Here is a 15,755-nt window from a genome sequence, read left to right on the forward strand (position 1 = left end):
ATATGAAAAAACTTTTTCCCCTGCTTGCCTGTGTGGCCATGTTTGCGTGTAACAAGAAGGCAGACGATCCCAATATTGCAAAAATCACCGGTACCTGGGAACTGGCCCGGTTTATCGGCTATCCCGGCAATATCAATTATCCGGCCGGCAACGGGCATATACTGGTATTTATGGGCGATGGCAGGTTCGACAAGAAAGATCCCGGAAACGCCACCATCAATGGTTTGTATGTAGTGGGCACCAAAGATGATTGCAGCGCCCGTGAAAATAACACCTACCTCATCATGAACAAAGGCAGCTTCAAACAGGAAGGCTATCTCAGCTTCAATGCAGCAGGCGACTCGATGACGATCGGCAGTTCCAACTGTGTTGCCGATGGCGGTACTTATGTCTATAAAAAGAATTAGTGCCCCAAAGCTTTCCGAACGGCAGGTGCCACAACCGTACCATATATCTCTATCGAGTGCATGATCTTTTCATGCGGGATGGAACCGGTTACCATATGGGCCAGGTAACGCGTGTTACCGAAGAGTTCATGCATGTAAAGTATTTTGTCGATGGCTTCCTGCGGACTGCCGGCGATCAGTGGCGACTGCGCAGAACGTAACTGGTCATATTGAGGTCTGCCCATTGCGCCCCAGCCTCTCTCCCGCCCGATCCTGTTCATCATGGCGATATAGGAAGGGTAAAGTTCATCGGCCGCCTGATTGCTGTTATCTGCCAGGTAAAAATGCGTATTGATGGCAAGCTGAAGTTTCGATGCATCATGACCGGCTTCTGCCCAGGATTGTTTATAAAGGTCCACGAAGGGAACATATTGTTTCATGTTACCGCCAAGGATGGCCAGAGCCATCGGAAGCTGCAGGTTACCTGCGCGAACCGCCGATGCGGGTGTTCCGCCAACTGCAAGCCAGATGGGTAAAGCCTCCTGTAAAGGTCTCGGATAAACGCCGAGCCCGGGAATAGCCGCACGATGAGTACCTTTCCAGTTTACTTTTTCCGATTCATTGATGCGCATCAGCAGATCCAGCTTTTCGATGAAGAGTTCATCATAATCACCAAGGTCGTATCCGAACAGTGGAAAGGATTCAATGAAAGAACCGCGGCCTGCCATGATCTCAGCCCTGCCGTCAGACAAAAGATCCAGCGACGCAAAACCCTGGAAAGTACGTACCGGGTCTGCAGAACTCAATACCGTTACTGCACTCGAGAGTTTGATATTCTTGGTAATGGCCGCAGCTGCCGCAAGCATCACTTCCGGAGCGGAAATGATAAAATCCGGACGATGGTGTTCGCCCATTGCAAATACATCCAACCCCACTTCATCCGCCAGTTTTACTTCTTCCAGCATTTCCTTCATCCTGCGGTGCGCATTGACCGCTTTACCGGCTTTGCCGTCGGGGCTCACTTCTCCGAACGTACTGATTCCTAATTCCATATTATTTCGTTGATTGATCTGAATGCAAAGTTCAAAAGAATAGTTTATTTTTGAAAGCGATTTCCGGACAGGAAGTACTTTCCCCACAGAAACCACATGATCCATGAACCAGAAAATTGAAAAAAAGCCTTTTCCTGAAAGTTGCCGGGTACATCTCCAGGCCATTGACGATACCATGGATATCCTCAACGGAAAATGGAAGATCCGTATCCTCGGTGTGCTGAGTTTCGGTACCAGGCGTTTCATGGAACTGCAGCGCGAAGTGGAAGGTATCGGCTCCAAAATGCTTTCCAAAGAATTGAAAGAACTGGAAATAAACGAGCTTGTAAAAAGGACCGTTTATGATACCAAGCCCGTAACTGTTGAATACGAGATCACCGAATACGGGAAAACCCTGCATGTGATCATCGGGGAGATCGCAAAATGGGGAGCGCAGCACAGAAAACGCATTCTCCGCTCCGGCACTGTCCGCAAGCCTGTTGCAGCCTGATCTACTGCTAAGCCGCTGAAACCCATTCCACCGCAAGATCGAATTCTTCTTTGCGAAAGCCTTTGAATTCACCCGGTGCCACAATGCTGAATATATCTGTGAATTTGTTTACTGCGGCTGAATCTGTGAGGATCGCCACCCTTTTCCATTTCGTGAATTTTGTAATACCAAGCAACATATCCTGGAACCAGGCTCCCGCAGTGAAATCACTTAATTCCGTATCGATCAGCATCAGGTAATTAAGTTCTCCCGTACGCTTTACGAGTTCACTTACTGCCGGCACTACCACCGTTTCAAAATCGGCGGCATCTACTTTCCCTACGGCATGGAAAGCGACCATATTATCTGGCACATCTGTAATTCTTGTAATCATATGTTTTTTACTTCAACTGCTGTAAAAGCTATGCCAGTTGTTTCCGCTTACGGGCGATCATGAGCCCGGTTACCACCAGCACCGCACCACAGATGCCAAACCAGGTAAGTTTTTCGTGCAGGATCAGTACGGCAAGGAAATAACCCAATGCGGGCGTAAGGAATAGCCACATCCCTGCCCTTACGGCATCTTTATGCACCAGGAACAGCCAGAGGCCCGATGCCACAATAGAAACAGGCAGCACCAGCCAGCCGAGGGTAAGGAAAAAACGGGTATCCGGTATAAGATAATGTGGTGTGGGATCGAGCAGCACGATAGGAATAAAGAGCAGCCCTCCGATCGTGATCTGCCAGGTATTGACAACAATCTTGGGTAAGGTAAGCCCGCAACGGGAATAATAAACACTCCCGGCCGACAATGCCACAATTCCCGCCACCAGAGCTGCGATGCCGGTGAAGGTAGCATGGGGATCGGAAAGATTGGGCACTGCTGCAAGACAAAGTCCGGACAGCGAAATCACCATACCGGTGTATTCATACCATTTCAGTTTACGGCCTGATACCGCTGCGGACAGCAGGATCAGTATCAGCGGATTGGTGGCGCTTACCAGGCTGATCAGCCCGGCAGATACATGTTTGATGGCGATGATATAACCCGTCATGTAAACGGTGATATTCAGCACACCCAGCAATACAAGCCCGCGGAAATCTTTCGTGCGCGGAAAAGCATATTGCCTGCCTTTATACCCATGAACATATAAAAGCAGCAATATGCTTACTACCGCAAAACGAATGGCGGTAAGCAGAAAGGGTTCTACAGAATGCAGTCCTATTTTGGTAGCCACAGTAGCAGAAGCCCACAGTATTGCGAATATCAGCCCTTTTAAAAAATCCACAAGATTGCTTTGAAGGGCACAAATGTACACGATGCTGTGCTATACGCCGGTATTATGTTCATTGAAAAGCCTTGACCGCAGGTATGCTTCCAGCGATTGCGGCTTTCTGCCGAGCAGTTTTTCAAGTGTATCGTCGGGGAGATTGAATTCATCATTTTTGATTGCCAGCGCAAACCCGGCTGTAAATGCTGCAAGACCGTCTGGCACACCCGCATTCTTTAAATTCTCGAGGAACGCTTCATGACTCAGATCCGTATAATTAACGGGCTTTCCTGTAATAGTTGCACAGGTTGCTGCAATATCAGCAAAAGAGTAAGCGATACCATTGCCTATCGGGTATTGTTTGTTCTCATGGCCCGGCTGCGTTAATACATTGGCAGCAGCTTCTGCCATATCGGAGCGTGTTGCAAACGGTACTTTACCGTTCCCCGCCGGCACTGCAATTCCTGTCTGGGCAATGTTCACGCCGGTAAACATCGGTATGATGTCTGCATACAAGCTGTTGTTCAGTAACGTGTACGTAAGACCGGAATTACGCAGGTATTCATCGGTATCGGTATGCGACTGCATGGCATCTTTCAGTACTGATGTGTTTACATCTTTCAGCGAAACACCTGTATATGCCACATATTTAACACCAGCTTCCACCGCAGCATCGATCACATTCCTGTGCTGCCCGAACCTGTCGTTGAAATCATTGGATGACACCAGGAGCAATTTGTCGATGCCTGTGAATGCCTTTACCAGCGAAGTCTTATCAAAATAATTACCGGTGCGTATTGCAATGCCCTTTTCTTTCAGGCCAGCCGCTTTCTGTTCATCGCGGACCAGGGCCGCTATTTCTGCAGCAGGGATCTTTTTCAAGAGGAAATCAATGACTGCATTTCCGAAATGCCCTGTTGCTCCTGTTATCAATATCATATCAGAAGTTGTAAGTGATCAAAAATTATTTGTACTCGGTAATGAAACGCTCTTTCGGCATACGAACCTTGGGCAGGTTCACCAGCCAGTCGTTATCCGCATCGCGATAACCCAGCGGAAGAAGTGTTACACTCTTCAGCCCTTTCTTATCCAGTCCGAGTAATTCATCCAATGCTTTACTGTCGAATCCTTCCATCGGTGTAGCATCCACTTTCAGTTCAGCGGCAGCCGCGATGGCAAGGCCGAATGCGATATAAGCCTGCCGTGCTGTATGCGCGAAGTTTTCATCGGCACTGCGTCCTACATACAATCCAAGCAGCATATTCCGGTACATATCCATACTTTCAGAAGGCACATTCCGTTCTTTTGCCGTACGGTCGAATACTTCTTCGATCCTTTCTTTTGTATAATCGTCCCAGGCTGCAAACACAAGCACGTGAGAGCTGTCTACGATCTGCTGCTGGTTTTTCGCGATGGGCAGTAATTGTTGTTTCAGTTCAGGGTTGCTGATCACGATCACTTCGAAAGGCTGCAGACCGGAAGAAGTAGGTGCGAGTCTTGCAGCTTCCAGTATTGCGGTTATTTTTTCTTCGGGCACCCTGCTCCCATTCATTTTCTTGGTAGCATAACGCCATTGCAATGCGTTGAGTAATTCCATGGTATGATGTTTTGAGGTTTTTGATATTACGCCGGCAGCGATGCTCAGCGTTTAAACATCAAAATTAAGCAGATTACTTTATTTTAGATAGTGGTTTCCGAAAAGAAAGTAGTTTCCTTCGGGAAATTAACTTTTGGAAAGTTTCAGAACTTTCCAAAAGTTCAGCACTTCGGTCCTTTGATCACAAGTGTTCGGAAGGTATTTCGATTCTATAATCGATTCAAGTCAGTTGCTTCAGGCTGCCCGGCCGCTGGGCCTCGTCTTTGCGCCAGCGCTTCTTTAGCCTCTATCGAAGTGTGCTGCGCAGCATTTCGATTACCTGCGCTGGGTTCCGAACCAAAGAGGCGCCTCTGCAAAGACTGGTAGATTTATTAAATTCTTCCCAACACCTGAGGTCCTTTGATCCATTTCGATGAGCATACTGCACTGGTTCAGTCAACTTTTGGAAAGTTCTGAAACTTTCCAAAAGTTCAGTAACTGCGCTATTTCGTTTATATTTAAGCTTTTAAGCAGCGTTCTGTTTGTGCAGGTGATCAATCAATAAACCCCCGTAACTATTGTGAAGCACTTTATTTCTCTGTTACTGATTATTATGCCGGCGTGCATATTCGGACAAAACTGTCCTGACAATATCGGTTTTGAGAAAGGTACGCTTGACAATTGGGTATGCCTTACCGGGGAAATCGACAGGGCCGGCCAGATCTCGCTTGCACAAGGTCCGCCTAACGACCTGCATACCCTGATCGAAAAAGGATCAACTGAAGTAAAAGATTATTTCGGCGATTTCCCGGTCAGCTGTCCGAACGGAAGCAAATATTCACTGAAATTGAATACAGGGGGTAATCCGTCCGGCAGGGCTGTCGGGGTTTCTTACACATTTGTTGTACCGAATGTGCAATCGGATTACAGCATCATCTATAATTACGCGGTTGTATTGGAGAACCCGCCGCATGATGCTTTTGAACAGCCGCAGTTCACCGTAAAAGTATTTGATGTAACTGCTAACCAGTATATCGATTGCGGTGCATTCCAGTTTGTAGCCTCTTCCAATCTGCCCGGCTTCAAAGAGTCTACGGTAAAAAGAGAAGTGTATTATAAGCCATGGGCACCGATCACACTGAAGCTTTCCGCATTTAAAGGAAAAACGATCCGCCTTGAATTCACCGTAAACGACTGCGCGCGAAAAGGTCATTTCGGTTATGCATATCTCGATGTGAATGAAAACTGTTCAGAGCCGATTACCGGAAACGTTTTTTGTGCCGGATCTTCTGTTATTAACCTTAAAGCACCTTACGGTTTCCAGGCTTACAAATGGTATACGGAAGACTTTTCAACGCTGCTGGGCACAGACAATATACTGCAGTTGAGCCCACTCCCGCCTGTGGGCACGAAGATCGTGCTTGAGATCACACCTTTTCCTAACCAGGGTTGTCTGGATACACTGAAAACTGAGATCAAAGGTTCCAGCGATCCTTTCAATATGGTTACAGTTCAATCGCTGTCGGGCTGTGAAGCCACGGGCGTAAATCTTACGGCCGCCTCGGTCACCACAGGGAGTTCGCCGGGTATCTCATTCACTTATTTTACGGATGTGAGCGAGACCGAATATCTTCCGTCTCCGGAAAAGCTGATCAAGTCCGGAATCTATTATATTAAAGGGAATAATGCTGCAGGTTGCAGTGAAACACGGCCGATCGGCGTAACAATTTTAAATACCCCCAACGTGCAGATCACAAGCCCTCCGGTTGCCTGTATCCCCGGCGCTGTCGATCTCACAGTTTCAGCCGTAACAGCAGGAAGTTCTCCGGGCCTTAGCTTCAGTTATTGGGAAGACCCGGCTGCAACCAAACCATTAAGTACACCGGCAGCGCTTACCAGAACAGGTACTTACTACATTAAAGGGACCAATTCCAATAATTGCAGCGATGTAATGCCCGTAATGGTTACGCTGAGTAATCCGCCTGCATTCAGTGTATCGGATATCGAAGCCTGCGATGCGATCGCATTAACAGATGCGGCCAGCAGAAGTGTGCGCAGTGCTGTTACATCTACCAGTTTCTCTTACTGGCTGGACGCGGCCGGCACTACCTCTCCTTTAACACCCGGTCATATTTTCAAGACAACTACATCCTTTTATGTAAAAGGAACCGAACCCGTTGGTTGTGCCGTTATGAAACCCGCCAAAGTAACTATTCATCCATTACCTGTATTTAAAGCTACCGACCCGCTTCCTGCCACACGTCCCGCAGTTGTGGATCTCACGCAGACTGTGCCTGTGAGCAGCAGCTGGGTTTATTCTTACTGGTACGACAGAACTGCGGTCAGGCCGATCAGCGCATACCAGCAGGTTGCCAAGACAGGTAAATACTACGTAAAAGCCATCACCCCATATGCCTGTAGCCTGGTCGATTCCGTGCAGGTTACCATTATAGATCCGCCGATCATTCCCCCCAATGCGTTTTCTCCTAACGGTGATGGCATCAACGACACCTGGCTGATTCCGATCCTGCAATATTACCCGGAATGCAGTGTGGAGGTTTACAACCGGGCAGGTCATGCTGTTTACAAATCTTCAAACGGCTACAGTAAACCCTGGGACGGCATCTTTGAAGGCAAAAAACTGCCGGTGGCAACTTATTATTACATCATCAGGCTAAGCAGCCTCCACCAGCCAAGTTCAGGTAGTGTAACATTGCTGAAGTAGCCCCCGGTCAAGCTCAGGATTCTTCAGTACATTCGTGTTTTATCAACTCGAGCCAATCACTGGTTATGGACGTTAAAATAGAACCCAGCTGGAAGGAAGTATTAAAACAGGAATTCCACAGACCCTATTTCATGCAGCTTTCCGCACATCTTAAAACGGAGAAAGCTACCGGCGCAGTCATTTATCCGCCCGGACACCTTATTTTCAATGCATTTGAGAAGACACCGTTTAACAAGGTGAAAGTAGTGCTGCTGGGCCAGGACCCCTATCACAATCCCGGACAGGCACACGGTCTGAGTTTTTCCGTACCCGATGGTGTTAAACCGCCGCCATCGCTGGTAAATATTTACAAAGAATTATACACGGACATCGGGATGCCGATCCCTGCTACCGGCAACCTGACACGCTGGGCAGAACAGGGCGTACTGCTGCTCAATGCAGTGCTTACGGTAAGAGCCAACGAACCGGCCAGTCATTCCAAGATCGGCTGGATGGATTTCACCGATGCGGTGATCCGGAAAATATCGGCAGAAAAAGAAGGAGTTGTATTTCTCTTATGGGGACGCTTTGCACAGGAAAAACAGGTGCTGATAGACGAAACAAAACACAGCGTATTAAAAGCTGCACACCCATCGCCGTTCAGCGCCGACAAAGGATTTTTCGGTTGCAAACATTTCAGCCGCACCAATGAACTGCTGGCAAAACAAGGACTTGAACCAATCGACTGGCGGCCCTGACATAATCCAGACATCATCATTTATTCATTCCAAAAACACCGTTCATGAAGAACCTGTTTGCAAGGATCTGGGCCTTATGGGGACTAGTACTTTTTATTGCCACTTTACTCATCGCGATCATTTTTTACCTGCCCTGTTTTCTTTTGCAGGATCCGGCCAAAGCAAGGTGGCACAGGCATGTATCGGCTGTATGGATGTGGATCTACCTGCGCCTGATCGGTTGTCCGTTGAGTGTATATGGCAAAGAGCATTTCAGTCCGGACACCAATTATGTGGTTGTCTGCAACCATAACAGCCTGATGGATGTTCCCGTAAGTACGCCGTTTATGCCGCGCGCCAATAAAACCATTGCCAAGAAAAGTTTTGCTAAAGTACCGGTGTTTGGCTGGGTCTATACATTCGGCAGTGTGCTTGTAGACCGCAAAAGCGACGAGAGCAAGCGGAAAAGTTATGAGGAAATGAAAGAGAAACTGCGCATCGGGCTTGACATGGTTATTTATCCCGAAGGAACCAGGAACAAAAGCAATGATCCGCTGAAATCCTTCTACGACGGAGCTTTCAGGCTGGCTGCAGAAACAGGGAAACCGGTGATACCAACCTTGCTCTTTCACACAAAAAAAGTATTACCACCGAACAAGTTCTTTTACCTTGTACCACATCGTCTTGAAATGCATTTTCTGCCGCCGGTAGCATCAGAGGGAGTTTCTGCGAAGGAACTGAAAGAAAAGATCTTCAGGCAGATGTGGGATTATTACGAAAGCAGGAACAAATAACGATCTCAGTTGTCTAAACCTTTGCGTACCCCAAACAGCTTCACTTTATCTGACTGCTTCATCACTCAGGCAGATCAGTAATTCGAGAATGTACGGCTCCTGTTGATCCGCAGATCGCGGAGGATACCTGATTTTGGATTGATCAGAATGCTGAACGAACGATAGCGGCCGATCGGTGTTACATTGATCGATAACTGCCAGCAATGCATTTCCCTTGTGATGAACATACTGAGCTGCTGCAGTCCTGTACCCGATACATCGTAATAACCGGTGGCTCCTACTTTCCATTTATCCGTAAGACTGAAATCGCCATTGAAGTTCAGGGTAGAGAAAGTCCTGGTTTCAAAGCCGCTGTAATCCGCTTTTACGGCGCGTGTAAAGTTGAGTGAATAGGTGAACGAGATCGACCATGGAATATCGAAATCAGTGAACTCTGCCGGGTTCGCTCTGGCAAACTGCAACTGGCGCTGTTGTTCATCAGGCGTCATGAACGGATCAACAGGCAGTTGTTTGTCTTTTGCCTCCTTGCCATCTTTCGTCTTACTCTGGAATGAAGTAGTTACAGCGATATTACCGGAAGAGAGCCGTCCGAATTTGAATTTAGTGGGATCGAAGATGAGTTTGTTGATTGCAAAGCCCATACTGTCTGTATCATATGGCTCCAGCAATGCGGTTGCGGTAATGTTGATCTTATCGAAAAGGGTGCTGCGCGCGTAGAGATTGAAGGTTCCGAGACGCATACTGTCTTTCAGGAAATTATAGGAAGATGTGAAACCGAAACCATCGAGCAGTTTAACCTTACGGTCGGGCTCGGAAGTATCTTTCTTATTCTTCACCTTCATCTCGAGCAGGTTATCTATACCAAAAGAAACACCACCAAAAGCACCTTCGGAAAAACTGCCGTTCAGTGATCCCTGGTATCTCGATGCACGCACTTTACGACCTGTGGTATCTACCTGCAGGTCATAATAGTATGATGCTGCCATATCCGGCGTATAATTGAAACTGATGGTTGGCCTTACTTCATGCCTGATCCCTACGATATTGCTTTTAGGCCCGAACAGATAGGTTCCGAAGATCCTGGTATTCGCCGCAAGGCTGAACGCGGCCTGCCTGGCTGTATAAAATCCTTTCGAGATGGTTGTATCGATACGTTTTGTAGTGGTATTCCACTTCGCGAACATGCTTTGCCCGTACCAGCGTTCTTCATAGGAAATACCCGGCGTAAGGGTCAGCGGACCGAGTGAAGGCAGCTGTAATGAAATAGGAATGGAATGTCTTGCTCCCCACTGGATGGTATCGAGCAGGCGGCGGAAATTGAATGCAGTATCATAGAACGCCAGCTGGTTCTGTATGTTACCGCTATAGCCGATACCAATCTTCTCATACCATTTTCCCGTTCCGATCTGTTCCTCTTTCTGGAAAGGATAGAATGTAACAACGTTGAAGTTTACCGTAGGCAGGTTCAGGTTCACCAGCCTCAGGTTATTGTTCTGGTTGTGGTTGGCGTTGATCGATATATTGTATTTACCATTCCAGTCCTTGCTGTACGAAATAGATGAACTCAGCTGGTTCTGGTAATTCTGGTATGGATTATTGAGCAGCGACTCATTGAATTTCGTACTTCCGAAATTTACGCTGGCACTGAAATTGGTTCCGGGACGGGCACGGCTGTCGCGGCTGTGTGTCCAGTTGATCATAAAGGACCTGGATTTGCTGAACTCCTCCTTAGATGCGCCGAAACGGTTCAGCGTTTTGCTGTTCTGCAAGGTAATGTTCAGGCTTCCTGTGAATTTATAACGCTGTATATATTTGGAATTGGCATTTAAAAGCCAGCCGCCATAAGAGTAGAGATTGACTTTTGTTGTAACGTCCACATAATCGTTGATCACTTTATAATAACCCAGTCCTTCGATCCCCAGTCCAAAATCCTCGCTCGATGTAAATGCCGGCGCCAGGATGCCAGAATGCCGGCCCTGGTAAAGCGGGTATATACCAAAAGGAATACCGATAGGCATGGGCACGCCTTCAAATTCGGGGTAAGCACTTCCGGAAACGCCCAGTTTGTTATTGATCACTTTCAGCTTGCGTGTGCGGAAAGCGAAATGCGGTGTATCGAGATTACAGGTAGTTATACGTGCCCGCCAGGCAAAAGCCTCTTCGGCATTTACTTTTTTCAGTCGTTCTGCATATACGAACATTTCCCCCTGTTTGAGGAATGTGCCTTTTACAAGCCCTTTCCCTGTTTCGAGGTTGAAGAAGATGGAATCGCTCACTGTTTCCATATCATCCTGTACAAACTTGGGTTTGCTCAGGGGATTACCGGTGCTGTCCAGCGCGCCATATGCTTTCAGGGTCTGGCTTTTCTGATTGAAGCTGATGATCTGGGCATCCACTTTCAGGTTCTTGTAGTCTACTTTCGATTTACCGTAGAGGTAAAAATCGCCCGTTTCCATGATCAGTACGCCCGAATCTTCAGCACTGTATTTCACCGGGGCATCGAGCGAATCCTTTGAAATACGGAGTGAATCTATATGCAGGGTACTGTCTTTCCGGCCGGTTGTGTCTGCCTTTCGGGTACTGTCGGCGTTTCCCGGAACTGCTGTTTTCGGTGAAGAAGGGATGGTGTCGGTAAGCAGGCGCATGTAGGTAGCGGGAGTACCTCCGGCCTGCGCATAAAAGGTAAATAAAAGCAAATATCCGCCGGCAACAATAGGCAGCCATGTTTTTACGTTAATTTTACGGAGTTTGCTCATAATCACAAGTGGGCAAAAATAGTGTTAAACCTGTAAATCGTATTATCAAAAAAATCCTTTAACGAATTGATATGATGCGGAGTAAATATGTTGTCCTTGGTTTGTTAAGTTTCGGATTTCTGGCTTTGTGTGCATTTTCGACGAAAAATACCCCGCCCATGCAGAAGCAGGTGCTTAAACGGATCATTATAGACCCGGGGCACGGAGGTCAGGATATCGGGGCTAAAGGACGGTACTCAACAGAAAAAGATATTTCGCTGGCCGTATCACTTAAACTGGAGCAGGAGCTGAAAGAACAGATGCCGGATGTGGAAGTGGTGCTCACCCGTAAAACGGATATTTATCATTCCGTGGTAACCAAAGCCCGTATTGCCAACCAGGCCAAAGGCGATCTCTTTGTGTGCATCCACGTAAACTCTGCCGACCCGATCCGGAACCGCGAGTTTGTGGGCTATAAAACAGAAACCTATTATAAGGGAAAGGGCAAAAACCGGAAAAAATTAACCCGCAAGGTAAAAGAATACCGTACCTGGTATACGCCCAACCCGGCAAAAGGAACTGAAACATTTATTTACGGGGTTGACAAAACAGAACAGCGTAAAGCGGCGGCAAGCGAAGGTCTGGATGAATATATGGACAGCATTTCCGCAAGAGAGATCAAAGCGCTTGAGCAGGAAAGCTCCAACGATCCTACCAAACGAATGCTTGCGAACGTGATGACCCAGCAATATTTCCAGCGCAGCGCCAAACTGGCCCTTACGGTAGAAGAAGAATTCCAGAAGATCGGGCGTATCAGCCGCCAGGCACAGCAGCGTAAAAAAGGCATCTGGGTACTCCAGGCTGTTTCAATGCCTGCCGTGCTGGTAGAGACCGGCTTTATTTCCAACCCTGATGAGGAAGATTATCTCAACAGCGAACAGGGACAGAAAGACATTGCCGAAGTGATCACACGCTCACTCAGGATCTATAAACTATCCCTCGAAAAGCAGCTGGGTATCACCAGCGAAGGCAGCGGCGGTAAGTAAACCCGTTCAAAATAAATATTTTAACAGCCTCCGGCTACAGGCAAGAGCCTAAGAAACCTTAGTTTTGTACCCTATGAAGATATCGAACGAAACCAAAGTGGGTGCGTTAACGGCGATAGCCATCACTTTGCTGATATTAGGCTTTAATTTTCTGAAAGGAAAAACACTGTTCAAAACCGGTAATTTCATTTATGCCAAATATGCCGACACCAAGGGCATTATGGTATCCAATCCCGTTTTCATCAACGGCTTCCAGGTAGGTTCCGTTTATGAGATCGATAATGCCGATAAAAACCTGTCGTCTATCATTGTTGCAATCAAGCTGAAAGACAATTATAATATCCCGGTCAATTCCCTGGCCAGTATCCGCGAAAACCCGCTGGGCACTTCCAGTATCGAGATCAGGATGGGAAATGCCGCTCAGTTTCTGAAATCCGGAGATACTGTTCTGACAGCTACCAATCCGGGTATTCTGGGCCAGGTGATGAACGCCCTCGGACCTGTTGGAGACCAGGTGAAAGCCACACTGCACTCACTCGACAGTGTTCTCTCCAACATCAACAGCATTTTCGATCCGGCTACAAAAAACAATATGCAGGCTGTAATCGCAAATATTAACCGCACCACAGCCAGCCTGGCCGTTTCCTCCGCATCCATACAATCCATGCTGAATGCACAGACCGGCGCTATCGCAGCTTCCATGAACAATGTGAACAGCTTTACGAAAAACCTGGCCGACAATAACGACAAAGTAACGAACATGCTCGCCAACGTTGAAAAAACAACGGAGAACCTGTCTAAGGCAGATATAGACGGCGCAGTAGAGGGCTTGAAGAAATCCATAGAAAGCCTGAACAATATACTGGCGAAAGTCAGCTCAACAGACGGTACACTCGGGCGTTTAATGAACGATAAGACCCTGTACGACAACCTTACCAATACGGTTCGCAGTGCCAATATCCTGATGGACGATCTGCGCGTACACCCGAAACGCTATGTGAACATTTCCGTTTTCGGCAAGAAAGACAAAAGCGGTCCTTTAATGGCCCCACTGCCCGTACCAGATTCGCTGCGTAAATAATGATGTACAGATGGCTATATACGATCCTGCTGACCGCCTCATGCGTATTTGCGGGAAAGCTCAGTGCGCAGCAGACTGCCGATACCACGCAGCCGGGAAACGGCATACTGATCGAATTCATTTCAGCAGAACGTTATAACGTACGCCAGGGCGATACCAATAACCTGGTTTCCCTTGCCGGAAAAGTGCATATGGTACAGGGCAAGACCCATTTCTATGCAGACAGTGTATTGCTCGATAAAAAGAACAATACCCTTGAAGCATTCGGCAATGCACATATCAACGATGCCGACAGCATACACACTTATGCCCAGTACATGAAATACCTCGGAAATGAGAAAAAAGCATTTCTGAAGAAGAAAGTAAAACTTACAGACGGCAAAGGTACCCTCACCACAGAAGAACTGGAATACGATGTATCCCTGAAAATAGGAACCTACCTCAAAGGCGGCAAAGTGGTGAATAAGAAAACGGTTCTGACAAGTACTGAAGGCTATTACTACGGCGATACCAAAGATGTGCATTTCAAGAAGAAAGTGGTACTGAACGACCCTGAATACCGCGTGCTCACAGACACGTTGTTTTACAATACCAATACGGAGATCACAACCCTTACAAGTCCGAGTACGATCTATAACGAAAGCCGTATTATCAAAACCCGGAATGCGATCATCGATATAAAGAATAAAAAAGCAACCATGTACGAGCGGTCTGTCATAGACGACAGCACGTATACCATTACGGCAGATGACATGGCATTCGATGACACAACCGGCATGAACGAGTTACGCGGCAATGTGGTATATCATGAAAAGGATACGGCAAAAGGTGTTGACATGATTGCCAATCACGTGATGATCAACCGGAAAAAAGACATTCTGCTGGCCACGGAAAAGCCGGTATTACTGATCAAGCAGAACCGTGATTCGATCTTTATCACTGCAGATACTTTATACAGCGCCCGTTTATCGGAACTACAGAAACTAAGACCAGTACCTTCGATCAGGGATTCATCGAGAGCGACCCTGCACATAGACAGGACAACAGCCGACAGCAGCAACGACAAATATTTTGAAGCTTATTATAACGTACGCATCTATTCAGACTCGCTGCAGGCAACGGGCGACAGTCTTTTTTACGCGCTGCAGGATTCAGTGTTCAGGCTTTTCAAACAGCCGATCGTGTGGGCACAGAGCAACCAGCTCAATGGCGATACGATTTACCTGTATATCAAGAATAAGAAACCCGAACGTGTTTATGTATTCAATAACGGGATCGGCATCAGCCGTGTAGACAGCGCCATGAAGTATTACAACCAGCTGAAAGGTTATACCATTAACGCTTTGTTCGAAGATGGCAAGATCAATTTCATGCGGGCCAAGGGCAATGCAGAAAATATTTATTATGGCATCGATGATAATAATAAATTCATCGGTGTGAGCCGGAACCAGTCGGATGTGATCGAAGCCAGGTTCAAAGAAGGCAAACCGCAACGGATCACATTTATCAATAAGCTGGAGGGAACAGCTTATCCTATGCGCCAGGTAAACCATGAAGAGCTTCGGTTAAGAGGTTTCATCTGGCAGGAAGCCAAAAGGCCGAAAAGCAAGTTTGATATTCTTTCTAATTAATCATTACACTAAATTATTCGTACCGTCTGAAGATGCAGAACTGTGCCAGTCATGTTCGGCACAGCCTTCTCCGGCCTCATCTTTCTTCCCACGCTGATGTCTCCCGAAGGGGGCTCAGCGCAGCACGCACTTGTGATTTCTAAAGCTGCTTATAGATTTCAACCTTGCCTCCGCTGACGTCTCCCGAAGGGGACTCAGCGCAGCACGCAGCCACCATTTCTAAAGTTGCTTATAGATTCCAACCTCCACGCGGGTGCAGCCATCTGTGTCGCT

Annotated in this window: 14 protein-coding genes; 8 read left to right on the plus strand and 6 right to left on the minus strand. The window is 47.3% G+C overall.

The genetic code is table 11. The annotated features are described in order from the left end of the window. The first annotated feature begins 2 nt into the window (after positions 1-2). Entirely contained in the window at positions 3-407 is a 405-nt protein-coding gene (locus tag B5D42_RS17865) for a hypothetical protein (protein ID WP_176112972.1), read from the plus strand. Here the strand turns inward: B5D42_RS17865 and B5D42_RS10620 are convergent. Then, positions 404-1,438, minus strand: a complete 1,035-nt coding sequence (locus tag B5D42_RS10620) for an LLM class flavin-dependent oxidoreductase (protein WP_078831580.1) — start codon at positions 1,436-1,438, stop codon at positions 404-406. The genes B5D42_RS17865 and B5D42_RS10620 overlap by 4 nt on opposite strands. A gap of 103 nt (positions 1,439-1,541) precedes the next feature. On the opposite strand from B5D42_RS10620, the gene B5D42_RS10625 reads away from it, so the two are divergent. After that, entirely contained in the window at positions 1,542-1,928 is a 387-nt protein-coding gene (locus B5D42_RS10625; RefSeq protein WP_176112973.1) for a winged helix-turn-helix transcriptional regulator, read from the plus strand. A 7-nt stretch (positions 1,929-1,935) separates the two neighbouring features. Here B5D42_RS10625 and B5D42_RS10630 read toward each other — a convergent pair whose 3' ends face one another. The 4 genes from B5D42_RS10630 to B5D42_RS10645 are packed head-to-tail and all read right to left on the minus strand — an operon-like array spanning position 1,936 to position 4,775. Further along, positions 1,936-2,301: a SpoIIAA family protein gene (locus B5D42_RS10630; protein WP_078831483.1), complete on the minus strand. Its 366-nt coding sequence runs from the start codon at positions 2,299-2,301 to the stop codon at positions 1,936-1,938. A 28-nt stretch (positions 2,302-2,329) separates the two neighbouring features. Further along, positions 2,330-3,196: a DMT family transporter gene (locus B5D42_RS10635; RefSeq protein WP_139367106.1), complete on the minus strand. Its 867-nt coding sequence runs from the start codon at positions 3,194-3,196 to the stop codon at positions 2,330-2,332. A 39-nt stretch (positions 3,197-3,235) separates the two neighbouring features. After that, a complete protein-coding gene (locus B5D42_RS10640) occupies positions 3,236-4,117 on the minus strand; it encodes an SDR family oxidoreductase (RefSeq protein WP_078831485.1) in 882 nt (293 codons plus the stop codon). 25 nt (positions 4,118-4,142) lie between these two features. After that, a complete protein-coding gene (locus B5D42_RS10645) occupies positions 4,143-4,775 on the minus strand; it encodes a nitroreductase family protein (RefSeq protein ID WP_078831486.1) in 633 nt (210 codons plus the stop codon). Positions 4,776-5,367: 592 nt separating this feature from the next. On the opposite strand from B5D42_RS10645, the gene B5D42_RS10650 reads away from it, so the two are divergent. The 3 genes from B5D42_RS10650 (at position 5,368) to B5D42_RS10660 (ending at position 8,989) form a co-directional block, all read left to right on the plus strand. Continuing rightward, a complete protein-coding gene (locus B5D42_RS10650; protein WP_139367107.1) occupies positions 5,368-7,479 on the plus strand; it encodes a T9SS type B sorting domain-containing protein in 2,112 nt (703 codons plus the stop codon). Positions 7,480-7,544: 65 nt separating this feature from the next. Then, the gene (ung, locus tag B5D42_RS10655; protein ID WP_078831488.1) at positions 7,545-8,216 is read left to right on the plus strand and encodes a uracil-DNA glycosylase; all 672 of its coding nucleotides are present in this window, start codon (positions 7,545-7,547) and stop codon (positions 8,214-8,216) included. Positions 8,217-8,260: 44 nt separating this feature from the next. Beyond that, the gene (locus tag B5D42_RS10660; RefSeq protein ID WP_078831489.1) at positions 8,261-8,989 is read left to right on the plus strand and encodes a lysophospholipid acyltransferase family protein; all 729 of its coding nucleotides are present in this window, start codon (positions 8,261-8,263) and stop codon (positions 8,987-8,989) included. A 74-nt stretch (positions 8,990-9,063) separates the two neighbouring features. Here the strand turns inward: B5D42_RS10660 and B5D42_RS10665 are convergent, their stop codons facing one another. Further along, positions 9,064-11,745 carry a putative LPS assembly protein LptD gene (locus B5D42_RS10665; RefSeq protein ID WP_078831490.1) on the minus strand — a complete coding sequence of 894 codons (2,682 nt, stop codon included), beginning with the start codon at positions 11,743-11,745 and terminating at the stop codon, positions 9,064-9,066. A gap of 158 nt (positions 11,746-11,903) precedes the next feature. On the opposite strand from B5D42_RS10665, the gene B5D42_RS10670 reads away from it, so the two are divergent. The 3 genes from B5D42_RS10670 (at position 11,904) to B5D42_RS10680 (ending at position 15,482) form a co-directional block, all read left to right on the plus strand. Beyond that, entirely contained in the window at positions 11,904-12,770 is an 867-nt protein-coding gene (locus tag B5D42_RS10670; RefSeq protein ID WP_176112974.1) for an N-acetylmuramoyl-L-alanine amidase family protein, read from the plus strand. Positions 12,771-12,843: 73 nt separating this feature from the next. Next, positions 12,844-13,851, plus strand: coding sequence for an MlaD family protein (locus B5D42_RS10675; RefSeq protein WP_078831492.1), 1,008 nt, complete (start codon positions 12,844-12,846; stop codon positions 13,849-13,851). Then, positions 13,851-15,482: an OstA-like protein gene (locus B5D42_RS10680; protein ID WP_078831493.1), complete on the plus strand. Its 1,632-nt coding sequence runs from the start codon at positions 13,851-13,853 to the stop codon at positions 15,480-15,482. The genes B5D42_RS10675 and B5D42_RS10680 overlap by 1 nt, the downstream gene beginning before the upstream one ends. Positions 15,483-15,755 lie beyond the last annotated feature (273 nt).

The sequence above is a fragment of the Sediminibacterium ginsengisoli genome (assembly GCF_900167075.1).
Lineage (GTDB): Bacteria > Bacteroidota > Bacteroidia > Chitinophagales > Chitinophagaceae > Sediminibacterium > Sediminibacterium ginsengisoli.

What these genes read in the sequence shown, in the direction of transcription:
- ung (WP_078831488.1), top strand. Translation starts at nt 7,545, where the DNA reads ATGGACGTTAAAATAGAACCCAGCTGGAAGGAAGTATTAAAACAGGAA.
- B5D42_RS10625 (WP_176112973.1), top strand. Translation starts at nt 1,542, where the DNA reads ATGAACCAGAAAATTGAAAAAAAGCCTTTTCCTGAAAGTTGCCGGGTA.
- B5D42_RS10640 (WP_078831485.1), bottom strand. Translation starts at nt 4,117, where the DNA reads ATGATATTGATAACAGGAGCAACAGGGCATTTCGGAAATGCAGTCATT.
- B5D42_RS10620 (WP_078831580.1), bottom strand. Translation starts at nt 1,438, where the DNA reads ATGGAATTAGGAATCAGTACGTTCGGAGAAGTGAGCCCCGACGGCAAA.
- B5D42_RS17865 (WP_176112972.1), top strand. Translation starts at nt 3, where the DNA reads ATGAAAAAACTTTTTCCCCTGCTTGCCTGTGTGGCCATGTTTGCGTGT.
- B5D42_RS10630 (WP_078831483.1), bottom strand. Translation starts at nt 2,301, where the DNA reads ATGATTACAAGAATTACAGATGTGCCAGATAATATGGTCGCTTTCCAT.
- B5D42_RS10680 (WP_078831493.1), top strand. Translation starts at nt 13,851, where the DNA reads ATGATGTACAGATGGCTATATACGATCCTGCTGACCGCCTCATGCGTA.
- B5D42_RS10660 (WP_078831489.1), top strand. Translation starts at nt 8,261, where the DNA reads ATGAAGAACCTGTTTGCAAGGATCTGGGCCTTATGGGGACTAGTACTT.
- B5D42_RS10650 (WP_139367107.1), top strand. Translation starts at nt 5,368, where the DNA reads ATGCCGGCGTGCATATTCGGACAAAACTGTCCTGACAATATCGGTTTT.
- B5D42_RS10675 (WP_078831492.1), top strand. Translation starts at nt 12,844, where the DNA reads ATGAAGATATCGAACGAAACCAAAGTGGGTGCGTTAACGGCGATAGCC.
- B5D42_RS10665 (WP_078831490.1), bottom strand. Translation starts at nt 11,745, where the DNA reads ATGAGCAAACTCCGTAAAATTAACGTAAAAACATGGCTGCCTATTGTT.
- B5D42_RS10670 (WP_176112974.1), top strand. Translation starts at nt 11,904, where the DNA reads ATGCAGAAGCAGGTGCTTAAACGGATCATTATAGACCCGGGGCACGGA.
- B5D42_RS10645 (WP_078831486.1), bottom strand. Translation starts at nt 4,775, where the DNA reads ATGGAATTACTCAACGCATTGCAATGGCGTTATGCTACCAAGAAAATG.